This is a genomic window from Bradyrhizobium sp. F1.13.3, assembly GCF_040548265.1.
GTDB lineage: Bacteria > Pseudomonadota > Alphaproteobacteria > Rhizobiales > Xanthobacteraceae > Bradyrhizobium.
The window spans coordinates 92,000-115,558 of the sequence record NZ_JBEPRI010000008.1; the positions used below are offsets into that span (position 1 = coordinate 92,000).

Consider the following 23,559-nt stretch of genomic DNA (forward strand, 5'->3'; position numbering starts at 1 on the left):
TCTCCTATGCTGCGAGCTGCTGCCTGAAAACCACGTCAACGCCGTAGCTCGTTGCGTTGTAAGTGTTGGTCGGAAACAGACTATCCGTCCCGTACGCAAAGACACCGTTGCCGTTGATCGATGCCGAGGATGGGGCCGTCAGAGGGCCGTTGGTAATTGCGTTGGCGAGGAGGCCCGGATCGGATGCATAATTCCCGGCGGTGTGATAGGAGGCGACGTAGGTCGTTCCCGGCATGATCGTCACGGGCGTGGCAAAATTGACCTGCTGCCAGCCGTCGGCCGTTTCGCTGGTAAAGGTCGCAGTTGCCAGCAAATTTCCGGTGCTGCTCCAAAGATCCGCAACGTGGGTGCCCGTGTTGGATGGCCCCTTGTAAAAACGAATGCCGACAACATCGCCTGGCGCAGACGTCTGAAATTTGACGCCAAGTTCCACTGACTGTGGATCATTCGCCGCCACAATGCTGGGCTCATCACTTGCGCTGAACAGGCGCACAGTCGTCGAAGACGGAGCGGTCACATTGAGAGAGACGGATGTACTGGCGGTGCCACCATGGCCGTCGGAGATGCTATAGTTGAAGGACGCCGTTCCCGTGTAACCGGTCGTCGGAGTGAAGATCACGCTGTTGCTTTGGGCGTTGAAGTTGGCGACGCCATTCACACCGCCGCTCGCGCCCGTGATCGTGAGCGTACCGCCATCGGGATCGGTGTCGTTGGCAAGCAGTACCGAGGCCGGGATCGCGAAGGGGACGCTCTGCGTGGCATAGAGGCCACTGTCGTTCGCAGCGACTGGTAACTGGTTGGCGCCGCCGCTCGAGCTGTTGAACACGACATCCACCCAGTAGTTGCTTGAGTTATAGCTGCTGGTCGGGAACAGATTGGTTGTTCCGTAGGTGTAGACGCCATTGATGCTCGCCGGAGCCGTGAGCGGACCGTTGGTGCGAGCAGCGTTGAAGTAGCTGGTGGTGGAGGCATAGTGGCCGTTGCTGTGAAAGCTCGCGACGTAGGTGGTGCCAGCCGCGATAGACACGGGACTGCTGAACGTGAGGGTCTGCCAACCGCTGCCGCTCTCGTTGGTGAAAGTTGCGCTCGCCAGTAGCGTGCCGGTGCTGCTCCACAACGAGCCCGTATGAGTACCGAGGTCATTTGCACTCTTGAAGTACTTGATACCGCTGATCGTGCCTGCCACAGACGACGTGAATTTCATCCCGAGGTTGACTTGGGAGGTATCCGAATTCGACCGTATCGCCGGGGTATCTGAGATCGAGAACAGGCTCACCGTTGAAGGAACTGGCGACACTGCGATATCGAATGTCTCACTGCCAGTGAGGTTACCAAGATCAGCAGCAGAGACCGTAACGGTGAGCGTACCAAGGTCCGCAGACGTCGGCGTGCCGCTAAAGGTGCGGGTCGACGCATTGAACGCGAGCCAGGCGGGAAGGGTTGAGCCGCCCGCGGTGTAGGTGAGCGAGTCGCCGGAATCGATGTCCGTGAAGGTGCCGGCGGGCAGCGTCAGCGAGAACGCCGAGCCAACGGTCGCAGCCTGGCTGGCGGTCTGAATCGCCAGCACCGGTGCGTCGTTGGCGCCATGAATGGTGACAGTGAGCGTGGCCGACGACGGGACGCCCACAGAGTCCCGCATCGTATAGCTAAAGACATCTGTCAACGTATTGGTCGGCAGCCGCAGGGCCTGCACAGCTACATCGTTCTCGTTCAGCGCGTAAGTGAAGGCACCCGACGGGTTGAGCATCAAGGTGCCGTGCGCGCCCGCGAGAGCTGAACCGGGTGTGACGTTGGTCGAGCCGAAGCTGACTGCAGTGACAGTCTTGGTGTCACCGGCATCGGGATCGATATCGTTGGCCAGAACATTGCCGATGGCAGCTATGCCGCCCGTGCCGTTGTTTACGCCACCCTTCTCGGTCGCATCAGCGGCATCCGCGGCCGCGGTTGGCGGCGTATTTGTGGCCGAGGAGGAGCCGTTGAAGACGACGTCGACCCAGTAATTGGAGGATCTGAAGGTATTCGTCGGGAACGCGCTTCCGGATCCGTAGATATAGACACCATTGCCGCTAGCCGGAGCCGTCAACTGGCCGTTGGCAAGCGATGTCGCGAAATAGTTCTGGGTACCGGAATAATTGCCGTTGGTGTAATAGGACGCGACGTAGGTGGTGTCTGCCGTGATGGCCACGGGATTGGAGAAATTGACCTGCTGCCAGCCGCTGGCCGTCTCGTTCGTGAATGTAGCAGTTGCAAGCAGGGTTCCGGTCGAGCTCCAGAGATCCGCAATATGGGGGCCGGTATTCAACGATCCCTTGTAGAAGCGCAGGCCGGTTATTGTCCCGTTCACGGATGCGGTAAACTTGACGCCGACTTCGACGGGGCTGGTATCGCCGGAATTGGCGACGTTTGGCGCATCGCTGGTGCCGAACAGGCTCTGCGCGGAGACAGGATAGTTGACCTTGAGCGACACCTGGCCGGACCCGCTTTGGCCGCTCGTGTCCGTGATCGTGTAGGTGAAACTCGCCGCCCCGGCATAGCCATTGGTGGGGGTAAAGGTCACGGTCTGGTTCTGCAAATTGTAGCTTACGCTTCCATTGGAAGGGCTACTGACGCTGGTAAGCGAGAAAGCCAACCCGGACGCGTTGGTGTCGTTCGCGAGCAGCGCTGATGCCGGAAGGTTCAGCACACCATTTTGGCTAACCGTGAAGCCGCTGTCGGCGTTAGCTTGTGGCACACTGGTGGCGGAGGAGCCGTTGAAGACGACATCGATCCAGTAGTTGGAGGATTTGAAGGTACTCGTCGGGAACGCGCTTCCAGATCCGTAGCTATAGACTCCGTTGGCGCCAGCCGGAGCCGTCAACTGGCCGTTGGCAAGCGATGTCGTGAAATAGTTCTGGGTACCGGAATAATTACCGTTGGTGTGATAGGACGCGACGTAGGTTGTGCCTGCCGTGATGGCCACGGGATTGGAGAAATTGACCTGCTGCCAGCCGCTGGCTGTCTCGTTCGTGAATGTAGCAGTTGCAAGCAGGGCTCCGGTCGAGCTCCAGAGATCCGCAATATGGGGGCCGTTATTTAACGATCCCTTGTAGAAGCGCAGGCCGGTTATTGTCCCGCTCACGGATGCGGTAAACTTGACGCCAACTTCGATGGGGCTGGTATCGCCGGAATTGGGGACGCTTGGCGCATCGCTGGTACCGAACAGGCTCTGCGCGGAGACAGGATAGTTAACCTTGAGCGACACTTGGCCGGACCCGCTTTGACCGCTCGTGTCCGTGATCGTGTAGGTGAAACTCGCCGCCCCGGCATAGCCAGCGGTGGGAGTAAAGGTCACGGTCTGGTTCTGCGAATTGTAGCTCACGCTTCCATTGGAAGGGCTACCGACGCTGGTAAGCGAGAAAGCCAGGCCAGACGGGTTGGTGTCGTTCGCGAGCAGCGTTGACGACGAAATGTTCAGCACACCGTTTTGGCTAACGGTGAAGCCACCATCGTCGTGAGCTTGCGGCGACGTCAGGCCTGAATCAGTGAAAACGACGTCCACCCAGTAATTCGCGGCGTCGATGGAGGAAGCATTGCTGGGGAAGATCGGGCTACTGCCATAGGCATAGACGCCGTTGAGGCTGCTACCGGGCGCGGTGAGCGCACCTTTCGTAAGACCATCATAGTCGATGAAGTAGAAGTCGGTTGAGGAATAGTGGCCGGTGTTCGTGTGATACGACGCAACATACGTGACGCCGGCCTGCACACTGACCGGCGTCGCAAAATCAACCTGCTGCCAGCCGCTCGCGGTTTCGCCGCTAAAGGTGGCGCTCGCAAGCAGCGTGCCGTTTGTGGTCCAGAGATTACCGATATGGGTACCGGTATTCTCAGGCCCCCTGTAGAAGCGAATGCCGGTGATCTTGCCCGACACGGCGGGAACGAATTTGACGCCAAGCTCAACCGCGCCGGAATCGCTGTTCGAGATCACCGCAGGCGTATCGGTTGAACTGAATAGTGTCGTGTTGGAAGATCGTGTGACCGTGTAGCTAGTGCCCGCACCGGGTGTTTGCAGGTTCAGACTGTCGTCGACCGCCCTGGATTTGAGAGAATATGTTCCCTGAGCGCCTGTGACGAACGTGTACGACCACGCCACGTTCGCCGCGCCGACATTGCTGTTGGCTGGATGCCAGGTTGTTCCACCATTCGTGGAGATTTCGACGCCGGCAATCCTTCCACCTACGTCGGTGGCCGTCCCCGTCACCGTGATCGATTGCCCCTCGACAACGCTGGTAGCCGAGAGATTGGTGATAGCGGAGCTCGGCGCCGTACGGTCGGTCGACTGGATCGCAGCCGTCAAGTTCTCTTGCAGCGTCCCCGGCTGAACCCCCATGTCGGCGAAAAGGTTAACCATCGCCTGCTGGACATTAGGGTCCACCGGAGTCGCAGGTCCGTCGTGGTCAGTAGCAAGCGCCCACGGCCAGTTGATTGATCCGGCCGAGAATATTAGTGCGCCACTGACGGGATCCCGATGCAGCACGAGATTGTGGGTCGCCGTGCCTGCTCCGAACGTATTGCCGTAATCAAGCAGATACTTTCCGTCCACATTGACTGTCGAAGATGAGACACTGACCAACCCGCCTGGACGGAATCCATTGTCCGGCGCGACGTCCCATTCAACGCCCAATAGACCAGGTACGAGCGAGGCGGTCTGTCCGGGTGCTGTTTGCGCGACGGCCGAATTGCGCCAGAAGCGCAATTGGGTCATTGAGTACGGTATCGTGATCGTATCGTATCGAAATGCGTTGACGGCGAACAATGTGCCGGTCAACTGATTCGAGGGAAGAGGCGTCGAACCGAACCGCGGGTCAGAGTAGTTGCCGGTCGCCTGTCCCGTCGGATCAATCAACGCATTTGCGTGCGTATCCTTGTAGCTGATGAGCGTGCGGTTGGCTGTTCCGCTGCCATCGATGCTGGGTGCCAGCCTTGTCTTCCAGAAGATCTCGTTGCCCGTGAGAAACGCAAGGTTCACGCCGGCATGCGCTGCCGCCTCTACGTTGGCACGCTGCGCTTCGGTCCAATACTCGTCATGCCCCGCGTCCATGAAGACTTTGTGATTGAGCAATAACGAGCCGTTTGTCGCAGCATCGATTCCGGAAATGTAAGAAACATCGTAACCGTTCTGTTCAAGCCAATAGATGGCCGCAATCTCAGCCGCGAACGGAGAGTCTCCCCCCTCGGAGAACGTACCGGTGCCGTCACGCGTCACGAGGGGGCGATTGTAGCTGACGGCGTAGGCCGATCCGTTGATGCCCGGGCCGTTTCCGAAATAAAGATTGGCGCCTCCCCAGCCGTTGTAGGCCTGCCAGTCCTCATCACTTGTCTGCAGGACGACGTCGCTGTGCGAAGCGTCGTTCCTTATGATGAACGGGATCTGGAAAATATCGGCGCCGTTTATGACGTTGGCGATGTAGACGCCCGAGGCAGCATCGGTTGGCACGCTCCAGGAATCGGTTACGCTCCAGTTGCCGGCATCGACGAGACCGGTCGACGGGTCACTTAGTGCAGCGGGTTGGACGACCGCGGCGCCCGCCTGATGCTGCAGGCTCGTAACCAGCCTGGCGCCATTGCCGCCATAATACCCCAACCGGTAAACATCGACGTGATAGTTGGGGTTGCCGGTCAGGTTGTTGATCTTGAACTGGACAGTTCCGCCGACATTGGTGCTGATTGCTGTCGCAAATCCCTGGGTCAGAGTCGAATTGTCGCCCGGCTGGATCTCCCAGACACTTCTCGGCGTGCCTGGCTTCTGGTTTTCCAGCACGATGGGATTCGTGGGTGGATCGGAGACAATGGTGCCTCCCTGCCCATCGCTTTTGAAATTCCAATTCAGGTCCATCCCCGAAAACAGCAAGGTGACATTGGCCGCACCATTGCTGAAATCGACTGTGCTAATGTTCGAGCTATTGTCGTAATGGACGGTCGCCGACATCGACGACGTGAAAGGGAGATCCTTCAAGTCGATGAGGTTGCCTGGCGAAAGCGGCGCCCCGGCCGACGAACCTGCGATTAACCCGTGGAACTTGGCCGACTGATCGAGGACAAGCGTGCCAACTCCCGCGTCGAACGATACGGTTATGCCGGAGAACGATCCATTCAAGAACTGGCCGGAAATCGAACCTCCGATCCTCAGGACCGCCTTGTCTGAAATTTCGAAAGATCCCGTACCGCTGACGTCGCCCTTGAAGTCCCCTGTCGCAATGCGGTCGCCAAGAAACGCCCCGGCTTCGACTTTCCCATTGTTCAGGACATCGCCTTCGACGATGAAGGGCGTCCCGGCACCGAACGAAAGCGTCGCACCTGTATCGAGGACCAGGCTCCCAATATCGACGCTGGCCGTGCTGGTGACGATATACGTTCCGGCTGCATCGAGCAACGCCGAGTCAATGATGCCCGGGACGCCGGCGCTCCAGCTCGTAGCGACATTCCAGATTCCGTCGCTCGGATGGGCCCAGCGGGTGGTGCCTGAGCTCGAAACCGATGATGATCTCGGCGGCGTCCCTTCGTTTGCCACAGCCGCGAACGTCGGGCCCACGCCCTGATGGCCGCTCGTCAAAGATGTCGAAGACAGCAGGGCAGACAATCGCGACTGGAAAGATGTGGAGAAGAGACCGGGCAGAACGCCGCGCAGGTCTGACGGATCGCCCGAGCCGGCCCGAGACGACGGTTGAAGGAACGGGGCCTCATCAACGAGAGGCGGCAGTGTGGATGACCAGCTTGCTAACGGATCGGCAAGCGGCCGAGCCCAGAGGTTGGGCGGTTCGAAGCCGGCGAATGCATTCCAGAACGTCCATTCCTGCGAAAGGGCGGGAATCTCCTCCCCCGGAAAAACGGCCCGAGCTCCCCGGCCGAAGTCGCTCGCCTTTTGAACCAGCATGGCCATACCAATTAAATAACCCAACCATATATATTTTAATGCTATTTTAAACCGGCCGTCAATTCAATGCGCACCTATTTAACATGATTCCAGATGTCGGCGCTGGGTAACCCTCTTGCAAAGCGAATTACGGCAGCCGCGTGATTTCGCTCAGATATTCGCCGTAGCCGCTCTTCCCGAGCGGCTGGGCCAGCGCGAGAAGTTGACCACGATTGATGAAGCCGAGTCTGAAGGCGACCTCCTCGAGACAGGCGATCTTCATTCCCTGCCGCTTTTCCAGGGTCTGCACGAACGTCCCTGCATCGATGAGTGACTCGACCGTGCCGGTATCCAGCCAGGCAAACCCCCGCCCCATGCGCTCAACGTGCAGCGCGTTGGCCGAAAGGTAGCGCATCTGAACATCGGTAATCTCGAGCTCTCCGCGCGACGACGGCTCGACGCGACGCGCGTAGCGGACAACGCAATTGTCAAAAAAATACAGCCCCGTGATTGCCCAATTCGACGCTGGGCGTTTAGGTTTCTCCTCTATCGATACCGGGCAATCCTCCTCATCAAACGCGACGACGCCGTATCGTTCGGGGTCCCGCACGTGATAGGCAAAAACCGTGGCACCCTCCTCACGTCCTGCCGCCCTGGCCAGCAGTTCGCTCAGGCCATCGCCGAAGAAGATATTATCTCCAAGCACCATCGCCACACGATCGTTTCCGATGAAATCGGCACCAACAATGAAGGCGTCCGCGAGACCGGCGGGACGGGTCTGCTCAGCGTAGCTGAGCCGAATTCCCCACTGGCTCCCGTCGCCCAGCAACCGCTCGAACTGATACCGGTCTGAAGGCGTGGTAATAATCAGAATCTCACGAATCCCTGCCAACATCAGCGTCGACAGGGGATAGTAGATCATGGGCTTGTCATAGATCGGGAGCAACTGCTTGCTGACCACGCGCGTGATCGGATAGAGGCGCGTTCCGCTGCCCCCAGCCAGCACGATTCCCTTCAGCATCGGTTTCTCCTTCTCCGACCAGCTGGTCGAGACAAGCTTCGAGTGAATGGCGCCAGGACGCCAATCGAATCCCGAACACACGTTCGGCCTTGCATGAGTCCAGGCGCGAGTTTCGAGGCCGACGCGCGGCGGTCGGATACTCTTCTGTCGTGATGGCCTCGAGCGCCGGAATTCGCGCTCCACGGCGGGCGCGTGCGCAGAAGATCGCCTGCGCAAAGTCGTACCAGCTCGTCTCGCCTCGCCCGGCGAGGTGGAAGATGCCGGCCGTGGCCCTCCGATCGTCCGTTACGGATCGGTCTACGATCCGAAGGACGGCCTCCGCGAGGTCGAATGCATAGGTGGGATTTCCAAGTTGGTCCTGAACAACCCTCACGGTTGCCTGCGTCTCACATAACCGCAGCATCGTCCGAACGAAGTTGCTGCCATAGGGACTGTAAATCCACGAGCACCTGATTACGGTCGCAAGTGGGTGCGCGGCCAATACGGCAGCTTCGCCGGCAAGCTTCGATGCGCCGTAAACATTCACCGGCGCGGGAACGTCACTTTCGTCGTACGCATCCGGTTTCGCACCGTCGAATACATAGTCGGTCGAGAGATGAATGAGTGGAATATTCATCTGCCACGCAACATCTGCTAGCGCCGCCGCGCCATCGCGGTTGATGCTGAACACTTTCGCTGCTTCAGATTCGGCCTGATCCACCGCGGTATAAGCCGCCGTATTGATGATTGCAGACGGCGCGATCGACGCGATGAGCTTGTCGATTCCCTCGCGGTTCTCCAGATCGAGCTCTCGGCGCCCGAGAGCCACCGCGGGCAGACCGCGCACCGCAGCGAGATCGCGAAGACACCTTGCCAACTGGCCATTCCGTCCGGCAATGAGGATGGGACGCTCTGACATCTTCACCTCAATGTTGGGCGGCCAGGAGACCGAGACGCGAGCCGTCATAGACACCGCAGCGCGCACGCTCCCACCACGCACGATTTTTGAAATACCATCCGACGGTTTCGGCCAGGCCCTGTTCAAAGGTTCTCGTCGGTTCCCAGCCAAGTTCGCGATGTGCCTTCGACGCGTCGATCGCATAGCGCGCATCGTGCCCCGGACGATCCGGCACGAACGCAATAAGAGATCGTCTCGCTCCTGCGCCCGGGGATAATTGATCCAGCGCGTCGCAAATCCGGGTGACGACCTCCAGGTTGGATCGCTGGCCGTCTCCTCCGAAATTGTACTTTTCGCCCGGTTTCCCTTCATGCAGCAGTCTTATCAAGCCGGCGGCATGATCATCGACGTGAAGCCAGTCGCGAATATTCTTGCCGTTACCATAGACTGGCAGAGGCTTCCGGTCGATCGCATTGAGGATCGTCAGCGGGATCAGCTTTTCCGGGAATTGGTACGGGCCGTAGTTGTTCGAACAATTCGATACGATGACCGGTAGACCGTAGGTTCGAAACCACGCCAGTGCGAGGTGGTCGGAGGCGGCCTTGCTGGCCGAATACGGCGAACTCGGTCTGTAGGGCGTGTCCTCGCGAAACAAGTCGTCCGGCCCCAGCGAACCGTAAACTTCGTCTGTCGATACGTGGATGAAGCGGAATTGCTTCCGCTTCGAAGAGGGCAGACGTTCGTAGTAAGTCCTAGCGGCCTCCAGCAGCGTGTAGGTGCCGACTATATTGGTGTTGATGAAGGCATCGGGCCGGGTGATCGAACGGTCGACGTGGCTTTCGGCGGCCAGATGTATGATCGCGTCCGGCTCGTAGTCGGCAAATGCGAGATCCATAACTTCGCGATCGCAGATGTCGGACTGCAGGAACGAATAAGACTCTAGTCTCTCGACGCTCGCCAGCGAATCCAGGTTGGCTGCGTATGTCAACTTGTCGACGTTGATCACTGCGGCACCAGTCTGCAGCAACAAATGGCGACACACTGCAGAACCGATAAAGCCCGCTCCGCCGGTCACCAAGATACGCATTACGGTCGTCTCCATTACTCGAAAACGCAACCAAGCTGGTTGAGCGCAGGAAGTGTTTGATCCTTTGGCGATACTTGAGCCTCGGAGGTTGTCACGGGCCACTTGATCGCCAATGCTGGATCGGCCCAATAGATGCCGCCGTCATGGCTCGGGGCGTAGACCTGGTCGACCTTGTACAAGACGACGGTCTTGGGCTGCAGCGTACAGAAGCCGTGCGCGAACCCCTTCGGAATAAACACCTGCTCACCGCTTTCACCATCCAACTGGATTGCGATATGCTTGCCGAAGTTGGGCGATGAACGTCGGAGATCAACGGCAACATCGAGAATGGCCCCGCTCAACACCCGTATGAGCTTCGCCTGGGCGAAGGGCGGGCGCTGGAAATGCAGGCCGCGCACCGTGCCGATCCGAGCTGAGCTGGACTGATTATCCTGAACGAAGTCGTGAAGGATTCCCTTTTCCGCAAAAGCTGATCGCTGGAAAGTCTCACAGAAGTAGCCGCGGCCGTCCGAAAACCGTTCCGTTCGAATGACTTTGACATCAGGGATCGCCAAGGATCGCAGTTCCAGCATCGGGTACCTCCCGCCGGCCCTCAATTGGGTCGGGTTCCATGCGGCGGACCATAATCGCTCGATGGGATTAATCGTCCGCATGCCAACCCGAGTTTAAGGTTTGTGTTATTATCGATGCAAAATGCCGACCGGACCGCAAACTTTGCCGTAACGGCCCGAAGATGCGACCCTTTCCTGATATTTTCCTTATTTTAATTAATAGATGACTTATTTAATTTGGCAAGTCAATTTTTATAAGCTAGATAATCTCCCTCACCGACCCGCACGTCCTCTTTAAACGTTGATCTGCGGGCGAACGCCTAACGTGTGACCCCACCGTCGGACAGGTACGTGATGCTCCAGAACAATCTTCAACACACGGATAGACTACGGTCGCCAGTGAACGTGCTGGCTCAACCCACCCAGGCGGACGGCGGAGGTATCAGCGACGTCATCAATTTCGGTATTGGGCTGCTACGACGCCAATATCTGATGATCCTTGTGACCGCTGGACTCGTCACCGCGGCCAGCCTGCTCTATCTCCGGTTGGTGTCTCCAACCTATACCGCGCAGGTTCAGATCCTGTTGGCCAACGCCAGGCCTCTATTTGTTCAGCAGCAATCGCTCCTTGCCGAGCCGGCTTTCGATCTCAGTCAAATCGAGACCCAGCTTCAGCTCCTGAGATCAAGGGCCACTGCGGTTGCGGTCATCGACCAGCTGAAACTGATGCACGATCCGGACTTTACCGCGTCAGGGCTGTCTCTACAGTCCCTCTTGCAGCGAATTCGATCGTGGGGCTCGGCTGGATCGAAGAAGAAGGATGGACCATCCGATTCGCCAGGCGAGCCATCGGACACGATGGTAGACGCATTTCTCAGTCGGCTTTCGGCGGGACGTGTCGGGTACAGCAACGTCATCGAGATCAACTACAGTTCAAGCAGCGCAGCCCGAGCCGCCGAGATCGTCAATGCGGTAGCCAATACGTATGTTGCCGACCAACTCAGCGCGAAATTCGAGGCCAATCGCAGAGCAACAAGCTGGTTGCAGGAGCGGCTGAGCGATCTCGGTGACCAAGCCCTCACTGCGCAGCGTGCCGTCGACGTCTACAAGACCCAGAACAATATCGTTTCCCTGGACGGAAAGCCGATCGACGAGCAGCAGATCACCGAAATCAACAATCGATTGGCTGCGGCACGCGCCCAGACCTCCGAGGCCACGGCCAAGCTGGCTCGCTATGAAACTCTGATTGCTTCCGATCCGACAAAGCCGTCCTCCATTGTTAATCTGGATGCCATCGGGACCGACGCGCTGAGCAGTCAGATCATTACGGGGCTGCGCCAGCAATATCTAGAACTCACGAGACGCGAGGCCGAGTTGACGGCCAGGGTTGGCCGCGACCACTTGGCAGTCGTCAGTGTCCGGAACCGCGCGCGGGAGTTTCGCGTCTCCATTTTCGACGAAGTCAGGAGACTTGCCGAAGTCAGCCGAAGCGAATTCGAACTCGCCAAACAACGGCAGGAAGAAATCGAAAAGCAGCTGTCCAAGGCCGTTTCGCAGTCTCGTTCGGTCAATTCTGCTGAGCTGACCATCAAGGATCTGGAAAGCCGGGCAAAGGGCTTGCGTAGCTTGTACGAGACCTTCCTGCAGCGCTACATGGGCTCCGCACAGCAGGAGACATTTTCTATCTCAGAAACGCGGGTACTTTTTCCCGCTTCGCCGCCGGCGAGCAAGAGCAAGCCGAAGACCAGGTTGGTACTGGCGCTCGGCATTTTCGGCGGTCTCGCTCTGGGCCTCGGGCTGGCGCTCCTCAGAGACCTCATGGACCGCGTGTTTCGTACCTCTTCACAACTGGAAACCGTGTTGGAATTGCCTTGCCTTTCTTTGGTCCCATTATTGCCAGCCCGCAAATCTCCGAAGCTGCCGGTTCGCTCGCAGCCAACCGATGATGATGTTCAGCAACGCATAGTTTCGTCTCTGACGGCAATTCATCGGACCGTGGTCGGGATGCCCCTATCTCGATATACCGAGGCAATTCGTTCCATCAAGCTGGCCATCGATCACAACCCGGCGAAAATCTCCTCTCAGGTCATCGGCATTACCTCGGCCCTACCGAATGAGGGGAAAACGACGATTGCAGCCTCACTCGCGCAATTGATCGGGCACACCGGCAAGAAGGCCATCATCGTCGATTGCGACCTCAGAAATCCGTCGCTTTCATCGATCTTTGCACCCAAGGCTACCAGCGGAATCATCGAAGTTGCAAACGGCAGCCGATCCCTGGCTGACACAATTTGGCGAGATCCCACGACCAACCTTGCGTTTCTTCCCTGCGTGCGGCGGGGACCCCTGCTTCACACCAGCGAGTTTCTGTGCGCCGACGATATAAGCAAGCTGTTCGACCGTTTGCGAAAAGACTATGACTACGTCATCGTCGACCTTCCTCCCCTGACCCCCTTGGTCGATGTCCGAGCCACTTCGTCTCTAATTGACTGCTACATTTTGGTCGTTGAATGGGGCCGGACCAAAATCGATGTCGTGCAGCACGCTCTGCACACCGCACCCAACGTTCACGAATCGCTGATAGGGGCAGTTCTCAGCAAAACGGATACCAAGGCAATGGCTCGATATGACGGACATCGGAGCTACTACTATCATGACAGCCACTACATCCGTTATGGCCTTTCTGGCTCTTGAGGCCGTCTCGTAGCCGCCTGCACGTTCTTCGGCCAGCGGAGTGGCCGCACCACACCATGGTGTTTACATGATTTTCCGGCTTGTCATGTTAGCCGAGTTTGTGGCGATCATCGCGGCGCTCGCAATGCCGGAAAGCCTGCAAAGCTTGGGATTGGCATCATTCATACTAGCAACAGCCGCGCTGGTTGTAGCGATCTTTCCATCCCTCGCCTCCCTCGGGCTCGCCAAGGTGCTCCGGCCTGGTGCCGTCGTTGTGCTCGCGGCTCCGGCCCTCTGGATGGCGCTACAGGCGGTGCCGATGCCTATGGACACGCTCGGCAATCCCATCTGGGCAACCGCTTCGGCGGCCCTAGGCAAACCCCTCGCCGAAACGATCACAGTCGACAAGGGGGCGACTATGCTCTCGCTCGCGCAGTATTGCGCTGTTCTCGCCGCGGCCCTCGTCACTGGGGTCATCACGCTTGACCGATATCGTGCAGCGCAAGTCCTACATATTCTACTGTCGATAGCCACGATTGCCACGGCCATATGGTTCGGCAAGACTGACGGTATCGGCGGGGCCGATGGCTCAGCCGTCGCAGTGCTCGGCGTCTTGTTCTCCTGCGCGACGGCAATACGCGCGGCCGATCAGATAGCGCGACACAGTCGGCCAGGAGCAATTGCGCCAGTTCCGCTCCTTGTTCTGTCCACCGCGACCATCGCAATGATTGTCTGCTTGGCCGCGCTGCTCGTTCGGACCAACTCCACCGCCGTCATCGCCGCCCTCCTCGGATCAGGAATCTTGCTCTCGGTGTTCGCAATTCGCAGGTGGTTCTTGGGCTTGTGGGGTACCGCCGGCGTTTTCGCAACCGCCGCAATACTCTTTGTTGCCAGCGTAACGGTCATTCCGTTTAGGACGAACACCGATGTGACGATCGCCTTGTCAACGAGCAGCCAGATCGCGACGGAACGGATGCTCCAGGACGTCAGGCCGGCGGGATCCGGTGCCGGCGCTTCGACGGTCCTTTTGCCGCTTTATCGGGACATGGGAATTGGCGCCCCGCGAGAAAGGCCAACGGCTGCCGCCGCAATGGTTATAGACATGGGCTGGGCGTTCCTTTGCGGCGTTGTAGCTATAGCGATGCTCGCCGCTTGTATTCTGATCAGGCGTTCTCTTTCACGAGCTTACGACTACGTGTACCCAGCCTTGGGCGCCGGCGCTTCGATTGCACTGACGATACTAGCCTTTGCCGACCATGGAATTCTGAGTTTGGGCGCATCGCTTTTGGTCGCTGCGCTTTTTGGACTGGCGTTCGGTCAAAGCGTCTCCGGTGCGGGCCGTGAGGCCATGTCCTTGGAATCGAAAGATGCTTCGGACCGGATGGCCGGTCCAGTTCCGGCATCTCGTCCAAGGCTCGCGCCAGCGTTTCTCACCCTTTGGCCGCGCGTTGCCCTGGCGGTGCTTGGAATAGCGCTGATCATACCGACGATATGGATGATCCTCCCTGGGTGGTATCTGGGAGGTCAGTCTTCGTTAGCGGCAGCTATTTCGGCCGCAGCAGGATGGCCGAACGAGATCTCGAAACCAGTTTCGGTTGCGGCAGCGCATGAAGACTTTTGGATCCGAGGGGAATCACGATCCGGCAAAGATCCGGCTCTCGCCGCGGACGAGCAAAAAACGGAACTTCCGGCAGCGTCGAATGCGTTTGCCCGCGCGCTACGCTCGTCGCCGCTCCGCGGCGACATTTGGCTCATGCTCGCGGCGGCGTCGAAACAGAATTCGATCCAGACGGCAGCCATGCTCAAGATGTCATACTATACTGCGCCGAATGATCTGGATCTGCTTCCGCTAAGGCTATCCGTCGCACTCGCTACAGATGCCGTGATACGGGAGCTTGAATTTCGAGACTTGATCAAGCGGGACGTCAGCCTCGTCGTTACGCGTCGACCTGCTATCAGACCAGCGCTTGTGGCCGCGTACCGATCAGCCTCGGCCGAGGGGAAGATCTATCTCGAGAACCTGATTTCGGAACTCGACCCGACCTATCTCGACAAGATGCGCGCGCGGAACTCGCGGCAGGGATCTAGATAGGATCCTCGGAGCAGCGCGAATATTTAATCGTCTAAAACCAAGATTTTTTCTTGATAAATTCGTCAATTAATAATATATTAAATATTAACTAGCTGGTGTCCAGACAATGAATTTCGTGAACCGACATTTCCCCGATCGGGAGGTTACGGATCGTGTCAGTCCCGGGCCGATAGTATCCCGCCAACACAAATGGCCCCTCCGTTACGACTCGATCGAATACGTGGCGCTCTGTGCGGATGTTGCGACCATTGTTTTTGCGAGCGTCGTTTCGACGTGGCTGTGCCAAACTCAGAATGGGTGGGCTGCAGGCGACTTAAGCGACGCACTTGGCTTGGCGCTAGTAAGCGCAGCATGTCTTGTTTGTCTGTTGAAGACCCACGGCCTTTATCGGCCAGCTGAGCTTCTTGTCCTCCGAAGTCAGATGCGCGCCGTCTGGATCGCATGGGCGTCATTGTTGCTCTTCATATGGGCCGGGTGCGGCTTTGCAATTGGTCCCGGCTCTTCTCACCAAGCAGGCTCACTTTTCGCTGTCCTGGGCCTGGGCTTGCTTCTGGCCGAGCGGTGGGGAGTGAGAGCGCTTCTGGGAAGAGGCTTGAGCGGCAGAAAATTCGCCACCACAAACATTGTTGTGATCAGTGACCAGCCGCCATCGAAAGACGCCGGACTGTCTGAAACGCTGGCGATGCATGGTTATTCTGTCCGAGGCCGGTTCAGCCTGCCCCCAATCGGCTTCGGTCCTGCCTGCCGAAGGCGGCTTACTGCTCGCGTGATTGACTACATTCGCAGTTCCGAGTTCGACCAGGTGGTGGTGGAAGCGGACCCGGAACGGTGGCCCGAACTTCGGGCCTTCGTTGCCGACTTGCGGGTCTTGCCGCTACCAGTCGTGTTCGTGCCGGTCGGTACGACATCCGAACTGCTTCGACATCCCACGCGGAGTCTTGGAAGTACCGTTTGTGTTGAACTCCAGCGTGGTCCTCTTACGCCGCTGGACTGTGCGACCAAGCGAATGATTGATCTTTTCGTCGCGGGGCTCGCCTTAACGATGTTTGCCCCGCTGCTTGTGATGGCCGCATTTGCGATCAAGCTGGATTCGCCCGGCCCCATATTCTTTCGACAACAACGCTGTGGTTTTAATGGTCGGATCTTCCTGATCCGTAAATTCCGGACAATGCATGTGCTTGAGGACGGGCCCGCGATCCGTCAGGCCCATCCCATCGACCGACGCGTCACCCGCGTCGGCAAATGGCTGCGTCGAACAAGCTTCGATGAACTGCCACAGCTGTTGAATGTTCTCGACGGCAGCATGTCGCTGGTGGGTCCGCGTCCTCATGCCTTGGCTCACGACGGAGAATTTGACAAGCTCGTGCGGAACTACGCCCTTCGCCGCAGGGCCAGGCCAGGATTGACCGGATGGGCCCAAGTCCATGGCTGCCGCGGTCCGACCCCCACAGCCATCACGGTCGAAACAAGAGTACAATACGATCTCTGGTACATCGACAACTGGAGCCTTCGGCTTGATCTTGTAATCCTGCTGCGAACTCCCATCGAAGTGCTGCGGGGACGCAACGCCTATTAGGCGCACAGGATCACGGCGCTGCGCCGGCCATTTGACCGCAACCATCCCATCGATCAGTGCAGATTAGGTCACGCGCGCTGACGAAGCTTCGAACTCGCATCCCCTATTCGAAAGTCCTCAATCCTACGGCCAGACTTCACGGCAGCAACCAACCACCGCGGCCGCTTGCCGCGACCCGACCAAGTCTCCGACGTCTGGGGGTTCCGGTATTTCGGCAGCACCCGCGGATACTTGCGTCTCACTTTGCCGTTCGGAGACACGCCCGACCCGCTCGCGTCCGCCAAAACAGCCATCCCGCCCCCGAGAACCGCCAAGCGCTTCTCTAGTTCGTGCTTTTCTGCCTTGATCCGATCCGATAAGATCCCACTAATTTCCTCATGGAGCGACCAGAGATCGTCAAGGGACATCAATTCTAATTCGAGTTTCTTAGCCGGCATATTTGCACCCGTAGTTGCGCCCAACTTATTATTGCCCTAGATCGGCATTAATCAAGACGGTGAACTCGATTACCCAAAGAAATATACGGAACCAAGCTTAAATTCGCGCTCCAGATAACTGCGTTGCACCAGCTAATCAAGCCGAAAAGATGAGCTATACGCACAGTTAAAACGCGGATGGGGCGAAATTCACCCCGCGAGCGGGCATGGAACCATTCAAGCGACCGCCGACGTGGCGAGAACCACATCAAAGTGGCCATACCGGCAAGCTGCAACGCAGTATTCTCCACGAATACGGTTGGCTTGCGGGTTTACCTTTCAATGTCCCTTAGCGCTGGTCGCCTGAGCTTGACTTGGGCCTTCGGGTCTCGAATGTCCGACGGTGCAACCGGGGAGGGACGCTCCCGGTTATATCTTAAGACGCCCAGGACGAGCACGATTGAGTCCTCTTTTCCCGCGCTGCAGCAAATCGTTGATTGCCTTCCATTTTAGCAAAATAACCCTCGCTATAATTATTTAATTATATATTATTTATTCATTATCGCGTCAATTTAACCACTGACTTTGGTCCACGCTGACGGATGGATCAGGCGTCAGTCGAACGGTGACGAGAATGCTATGCGTCGGCAAGATCTCGAAGCCATGGATTTCGAGGAACTTTGGATGCTCCACGAAGAGCTGACGAAGATACTTGCCGAAAAGATTAAAGTCGAGAAGCAGGAGCTCGAGAAACGTCTTGCGCAACTCAACCAACCGGATCAATTCGGTCAAGCTAAAAGCGGGGCGGCCAAGGATGAAACGGACCAGCCACCGCGCCGCAAATACCCGAAGGTCGTGCCGAAATATTTCAATCCACTCCACCCCACAGAGACTTGGTCGGGACGTGGAAAACAGCCTCGCTGGCTAGTTGCCGCGCTCCAATTGGGGCACACGCTCGAAGAGTTCAGGATTCGCGAGAACGATGAATCGTCCGATCGGAATGCTGGTGGTCAAAGTCATTAGCTCCGCGCAACTGCAGAATGCTGGTTGCTGAAACTGTTTGACCCTGCCAAGGCGCTCGTGCGAGCGTTGCTAGCTTTAAACCTTTCCCACACGAACTGCGGTGGCTGCCCTCAACAGAAACTGTAAGGTGTCCGTTCTTGGCACGGACCACAAGCCAGGCCGGCGCATGCCGGTTTGCGTGTAGCCAGAGGTCGCCTCCCTCCGGTAATTTCTGAGGTCCAGGACCGTCATTGCGAGGAACGGCACACGTGTGGCCGGAAACCGCGCTTGCATCAATTGTCGCATGAACTGCAGACGAGGAATCAATCGGGAGCGCATTGAGCGCGGGATCTCGACCCCAAGCAGCGCAGCGAGAGCGAGCAGCTGGGTTTCGACGGCGTTCTTCATCAATTCGCCCGAGACGTGAGCGGCAAGTTCATCCCAGTCCAGGCCCTCGACGGAATTGTTCAGGTCGCGCAACTCAACAAGATGCCGCAGATCGAGTTCGCCAAGCCAATAACCGTGGTCTTGAAACTGATCATGGATGATCAACATGAGCGCTTGATAAGTGGGCGTCGGGACGTACGCGCTTCCCCGCCCCAACAGTGCGGGAACGCAATGGTTCAGGGCATGTCCCGGGCCAGCATAGAGGTGCGCGGGTCCTGGAGCGGCTCGCTGCAGATCGATGGTTCCGACATCCCGCGGTCGAGTTAGCTCGACATACCACCTCGCACTTTCGGGCCGCGCTCGATCATGAACTTCATAGCCAATTGCGCCCAGAGAGGCGATCGCTCTTTCAGCTTCGTCCGGCATGACCATGATGTCCAGATCGGACATCAGACGAACTCCTCGCCGTTCGACAGGCGCGGTGACTAACATTGCCGCCCCCTTGAGCAACACCGGCGTAACTCCCCGGCCGTTCATCGCTATGAGAGCCTCTTCCAATTGACCGGCCAACCGCTCGTTGCGCAGCACGTTTCGGCGATGGATCAGGCGGACGTACGCGCAGACGTCCTCTGGCAACACCGATGCAAATTGATCGACAAAGTCAATGAGAGCAGGCGTCGTTAACGTCTGGTTTGCGAGCCCAATCAGGGAGGTCCACTCCACTTCCACGGGCGGCAACCCCCGCAAGCAATTGCAAAGGCTCGTCAGTGCCGCACTATGCCTGGCCATTGCACAAATCCATCAGCAGCCGCCGAGCCATCGCCGATTCGGAATAGGTAAGTTGAAACGATTGCGCGCCCGCAACAATCCGCTTCAAAGCGAAAAAGCCGGCCTGCGACAACTTCCCGTCCGCGGCAAATGCGCCCTCAATGAGCCGCTTGATCGAATCAAGCTGATCCAACGAGGTCAGCTCGACTGGGCCGCTTGCAACCCGGTTCAGAAAAATGATCCATTTGGCGGAAAGGCATCCATTGCGCGCATCCGAAATCGGCAAATACCGCACCTCGGCGCCATCCGACCGGCAATGCGTCATGCCGTTCCAATTGCTGTACAGTCGCGACAGCAACTCCCACGACCCCTTCTTGACGGTGAGAGCAAATGGGATGCCGCAGATCGCTCCGTCAACCGCAATCAGCGCAACATCATCGCCAGCATACTGAAATCCAGCGTCCACCAGCTCCAGTGCGAGAGTTGACTTGCCGGCTCCCGGTTGGCCGCACAGCAGCAAACCCATGCCGCACTTCGCAAGAGAAGCGGCGTGGAGCGCAAAAGCCCACTGATTGCTTCTGATAAGTCGCTCGGTGATGTAAGCTTTGATTGTAGGTGCCAGAGCTGCGGCTTCACATTTGTGGATGCTCGCGTCATTCCCGCGGAAGAATACCTGATCGTCCAGCACCGTTGTCTCGATCGCAATATCCTTCGCCTCCCCGCCGCTGTCGTCCGGAACACAAAACAGCGAAATCAACTGTTGCAGGAGGTCCCAATTTGAGGCCCGGATACTGATCCTGCGCTGACCAAGAATCGTTGAGAAGGCGCAATTGGCCGACATTCGCCAGTCGAGCTCGAGCAACCCTCGATCGATCCAGACGGTCATCGTCTGCCTCGTGAACTCGCGCGCTGCGCGCTCGCCGATGCCTAGCTCGCCAAGCTCCTGATGGACCTCTTCCAAAGAAGCGCCTTGTGCCAACTTGCACCAAATGAATGCCCCCACCTGATCCAGCTCATAGATCTTCTGCCCTGTCTCGGTGAAAAGCACTGATCGACCGTCCAGCAGCGCGAAGACTGCACCCGCGGCCGGTCTGAACACCATCTCTGCCGATGTTTTTTCCAGCATGGCTATGCTCAGTATCAGCGATATCCGTCTCGCCGCTGTGTCGACAACATCCTGCGGTGTATCATCCGCGGCGCATTCAAACGAGCTACAGTAGCCGAGGAAATTCAGCTTGATCGCCGTACTGCAGCGGCGCGAATGCACATCCGGCGCGCGTGCACATCACCTGATTCGGATTCGTTCGAACTGACGCTACGGCCCCAGTCACGCCGCCAGCTGACCACCCTCGCTCACCCCAGACGCAGAAATATTCAACACTTGTTCTCCAGGAAAGCTCACCGGCGCAATCAACCGGTGAGAGTTCAGCAGATACCGGTAAACTTCCCGATGGGCACTCCGCTCGCTTAAGACGCGCTCTTTTTCGTCTATGCTCGCTAGTTTCTCACGCATTTGGGCCAACTGCTGCGCAACCGAGGTGGAGTTGTGCTTCTTCTGGATCGATTTCCGCATCGTATCCTCCGACCAAAAAGCTTAATAAAAAATAACTTACGGGATTGACGGCAATTAACAAGGGGATTTATATCTTCGCCATATAATCAAACTTTATTTCATGTTTGAACCGGATGCGATCATTCAAGTACCAAGAAGCGTGTTCCGTGCCGGAACGCCAAGCAACGGGAACAGCGTCGTAGAGGCTCGCCGCGATGATCTTGGCGTCACTGCCGGCAAGCCTGCAGGACAGCAAAAAACAATGCTTAACGAGAGTCGCAAACCGGACTGACGGCGGAAGGTTTAATCTGCAGGGTTAATCTACGAGAAATATTTCGCTGACGAGAGTGGGGTGAAAGCAGGTGATCGAGTTAGCCAATTTGCCCATCATTAGGCAGCCTAACATTAGGCAGCCTAATCGTCTTCGTCGCAGGCGGCATAGTCCGCACAAAACTCCCACTCGCTCAGATTGGCCCATTCCAGCGGCGCCCCAGGAGCTCTCGAGGGCCGCATAATCAACGCCCACCCTCCCGAGCCAAAGACTCGGCGGCGCCCAAGGATCGCTCAAGCAGCGATCCGGCCGGTTGGAAAAACGCCGTCACGAGCAAGCCGCCCTTTGCTCGAACAAGCAGTGTGCGATGCCCCCCAAGTAACCCGCACTGAGACGACGACGCCCTCCAGCCGGCCGGTTCCTTCGACAACGAGTAATTTTCCAGGGAGGCTCACGTGGGTATGATCATGGTCAAATGTCCCCAAACTGGTCGCGCAATTCCTACTGGTATTAGGTCGGACCGTGAGGCTTTCCTGCGGAGCGTTGTGTTTTACGGCAATACTCATTGTCCGGTCTGTCGCGCCAATCACAACTGGTTCGCTCGCGAGGCCTGGGTCGAGGAGCCGGTGGTGCGGGCCAGGGAGATATTCGATGGAACGCCGCTGTGCTGATGCGTAGCGGGCTTCGATACCGACGTAGCCGAACTGACCGCATTACACGAATTCGGGCCGACCGCCTCATTTGGCGTTCGCAGTTGATCTGGAGCAACATGGTTGTCGCACCGGCTCAGAACCGGGCTTGACAGGGATTAGATGCGCTCGATCACGGAGCAGCACTCATACAGATCTTCTTTTGAGGCACCTGCTTCTTGTCACTGCTCTGGAGGGATGCGAAAATATTTTGGCCGATCGTCGTAAAGCGAACTGACGCCCTCATGAACCGCGCGTTAAGCATCACACCGGCAGGTCGTCACAAGCTCAGGCTTTCGGTCGCTGATCCCGCAAGGACCTGGTTGGGGGTATTTTAGTGAGTAATCGAGTTTGCAGCCGCTTGGCTGTTCTGCGTCGAAAGGCGATGGAGCTCGTCAGCTTGCTTGCTCAATTACAGATGCTTCGAGAGCAAGTGCGAAGGGCGGAAAGGCGAAGCCTCGGAGAAAGAGCGAGGCTAGGGTCGGCATCCCGAATGCGGAGGCGCCGGTTTGGGACTAATTGCCGCACGAGGTTTCAATAAGAGCGAGCAGCGGGCGTAATTTTCAGCGAGCTCGAAGACGATCGTTTCAGAGATCGCCGCTGAATCCCCCAATCACCTCCTGACATAGCTCCAAGCCAGTCGATTGGCTGCCCGTGGGGCTCTTATCTGTATATTAGTTTTATGAAGCCGCGCTTCATCTGAAAGACGATTTGAAAGCAAAGTGAAAGTGGAAATCGCATCGGCAGTAACGCCATGGAGGCGAATTTAGTTCTTCGATATAATCATAATTAATCCGACACAAAACAGAAAATAAGGTGGAGGAAAAGAATTGGGAGGAGTGGATGGAGACCGTACGCCGCTTGCGCGCGATGGCGTCGCTGTGCCGACAGACTTCCGCGCATTATCCTGATCGAAGCTGGAAGCTTCTCGCGGAGGCCGAATTCTGGGAGCACTTGGCTAATGGCGTCCTTCGCGAGCATTTCGAACAATGCACGGCTGGCTCCCCGCCTCCACCGATCCGAGATGATCCGAATGCCGCCGAATCGAGCGCGCGCATCACCGCGTGAATGCCCTCGCCCAAGCCCTCGGCCGGAAGCCAGGCAAGTCCTCTTCAGGGCGTCTCGTGGAGAACCAGACTCTGCCGGCGGCTCCCAGTCCAGATCGACCGGTCACACGCTCATTTCGAACGAGCGGCCCGGCGGCGCGGAGACCTGAGCAGGTTGATGCCGGAGCGCGCTCGCCGCCCGGCCGCTCGGACTACCGGGTTCCATTTTCTGGGCCGGGAATGCGCTTATGCGAAACTGTCGTTCGCCGTTGGATTACCGCTTGGGCGTCCAGCACTTTTTCTCCAGCTGGTGCGGCGCGTGGCCCGCTCACCTGGTCCGAAAGGCTGGAGCCCCTCCCAAATGTTCCAGCGGTGTTTCCATCGACCCTCGCTGCCGGTCTGTTTGGGCTAAGTGACGGTCCAACGACCATTTGCTCCTCGTTGCTTGTGCCGGTGCCAATAGCTCCGATCGGCAGACCATTTGGAGCGTGGCCAGCGCCGGCATTTCTTTTGGCCTGCGCTGCAGCGCGCGACCTTGACGTGGCGGGTTGAACGTCCGGGCTGTTGGTTTGGATGTTGCGGTTCAGGTTTGCACCAGTGCCGACGTCTTGCGTCCCCATTCCTGGAGGCGCCGAGCGACCAAGGTTGGCGCTGCTCGCATT

At 57.8% G+C, this 23,559-nt stretch carries 13 protein-coding genes; 4 read left to right on the top strand and 9 right to left on the bottom strand.

The annotated features are described in order from the left end of the window. Positions 1-4: 4 nt before the first annotated feature. The 5 genes from ABIB66_RS22240 to rfbC all read right to left on the bottom strand — a co-directional run bounded on the left by ABIB66_RS22240 (position 5) and on the right by rfbC (position 10,446). Positions 5-6,916: a DUF4082 domain-containing protein gene (locus ABIB66_RS22240; protein ID WP_354255640.1), complete on the bottom strand. Its 6,912-nt coding sequence runs from the start codon at positions 6,914-6,916 to the stop codon at positions 5-7. A gap of 121 nt (positions 6,917-7,037) precedes the next feature. Beyond that, entirely contained in the window at positions 7,038-7,910 is an 873-nt protein-coding gene (gene rfbA, locus ABIB66_RS22245; RefSeq protein ID WP_275173786.1) for a glucose-1-phosphate thymidylyltransferase RfbA, read from the bottom strand. Then, positions 7,819-8,808 carry a dTDP-4-dehydrorhamnose reductase gene (rfbD, locus tag ABIB66_RS22250; RefSeq protein ID WP_275173785.1) on the bottom strand — a complete coding sequence of 330 codons (990 nt, stop codon included), beginning with the start codon at positions 8,806-8,808 and terminating at the stop codon, positions 7,819-7,821. Before rfbD ends, rfbA begins: the two co-directional genes overlap by 92 nt. Positions 8,809-8,815: 7 nt before the next feature. Then, complete coding sequence (rfbB, locus tag ABIB66_RS22255; protein ID WP_354255645.1) at positions 8,816-9,874, bottom strand: dTDP-glucose 4,6-dehydratase; 1,059 nt, start codon at positions 9,872-9,874, stop codon at positions 8,816-8,818. A gap of 14 nt (positions 9,875-9,888) precedes the next feature. Then, positions 9,889-10,446 carry a dTDP-4-dehydrorhamnose 3,5-epimerase gene (rfbC, locus tag ABIB66_RS22260; protein WP_354255648.1) on the bottom strand — a complete coding sequence of 186 codons (558 nt, stop codon included), beginning with the start codon at positions 10,444-10,446 and terminating at the stop codon, positions 9,889-9,891. Between the two features lie 378 nt (positions 10,447-10,824). Between rfbC and ABIB66_RS22265 the strand changes: the two genes are divergently transcribed. From ABIB66_RS22265 to ABIB66_RS22275, 3 genes are all read left to right on the top strand, one after another. Further along, complete coding sequence (locus ABIB66_RS22265; protein WP_354255651.1) at positions 10,825-13,119, top strand: AAA family ATPase; 2,295 nt, start codon at positions 10,825-10,827, stop codon at positions 13,117-13,119. Between the two features lie 67 nt (positions 13,120-13,186). Next, positions 13,187-15,190 carry a hypothetical protein gene (locus tag ABIB66_RS22270; protein ID WP_354255654.1) on the top strand — a complete coding sequence of 668 codons (2,004 nt, stop codon included), beginning with the start codon at positions 13,187-13,189 and terminating at the stop codon, positions 15,188-15,190. Between the two features lie 106 nt (positions 15,191-15,296). After that, complete coding sequence (locus ABIB66_RS22275) at positions 15,297-16,766, top strand: exopolysaccharide biosynthesis polyprenyl glycosylphosphotransferase (RefSeq protein ID WP_354255657.1); 1,470 nt, start codon at positions 15,297-15,299, stop codon at positions 16,764-16,766. 68 nt (positions 16,767-16,834) lie between these two features. On the opposite strand, the gene ABIB66_RS22280 is transcribed toward ABIB66_RS22275, so the two are convergent. After that, positions 16,835-17,203 carry an H-NS histone family protein gene (locus ABIB66_RS22280; protein ID WP_354255661.1) on the bottom strand — a complete coding sequence of 123 codons (369 nt, stop codon included), beginning with the start codon at positions 17,201-17,203 and terminating at the stop codon, positions 16,835-16,837. A 618-nt stretch (positions 17,204-17,821) separates the two neighbouring features. Between ABIB66_RS22280 and ABIB66_RS22285 the strand changes: the two genes are divergently transcribed. Continuing rightward, entirely contained in the window at positions 17,822-18,205 is a 384-nt protein-coding gene (locus tag ABIB66_RS22285) for an H-NS histone family protein (protein WP_275173779.1), read from the top strand. 75 nt (positions 18,206-18,280) lie between these two features. Here the strand turns inward: ABIB66_RS22285 and ABIB66_RS22290 are convergent, their stop codons facing one another. The 3 genes from ABIB66_RS22290 to ABIB66_RS22300 all read right to left on the bottom strand — a co-directional run bounded on the left by ABIB66_RS22290 (position 18,281) and on the right by ABIB66_RS22300 (position 20,912). After that, positions 18,281-19,300 carry a nucleotidyltransferase family protein gene (locus tag ABIB66_RS22290; protein WP_354255665.1) on the bottom strand — a complete coding sequence of 340 codons (1,020 nt, stop codon included), beginning with the start codon at positions 19,298-19,300 and terminating at the stop codon, positions 18,281-18,283. Positions 19,301-19,346: 46 nt separating this feature from the next. Then, the gene (locus ABIB66_RS22295; RefSeq protein ID WP_354255668.1) at positions 19,347-20,465 is read right to left on the bottom strand and encodes a serine/threonine protein kinase; all 1,119 of its coding nucleotides are present in this window, start codon (positions 20,463-20,465) and stop codon (positions 19,347-19,349) included. Between the two features lie 201 nt (positions 20,466-20,666). Next, the gene (locus ABIB66_RS22300; RefSeq protein WP_354255671.1) at positions 20,667-20,912 is read right to left on the bottom strand and encodes a hypothetical protein; all 246 of its coding nucleotides are present in this window, start codon (positions 20,910-20,912) and stop codon (positions 20,667-20,669) included. Between the last annotated feature and the right edge of the window lie 2,647 nt (positions 20,913-23,559).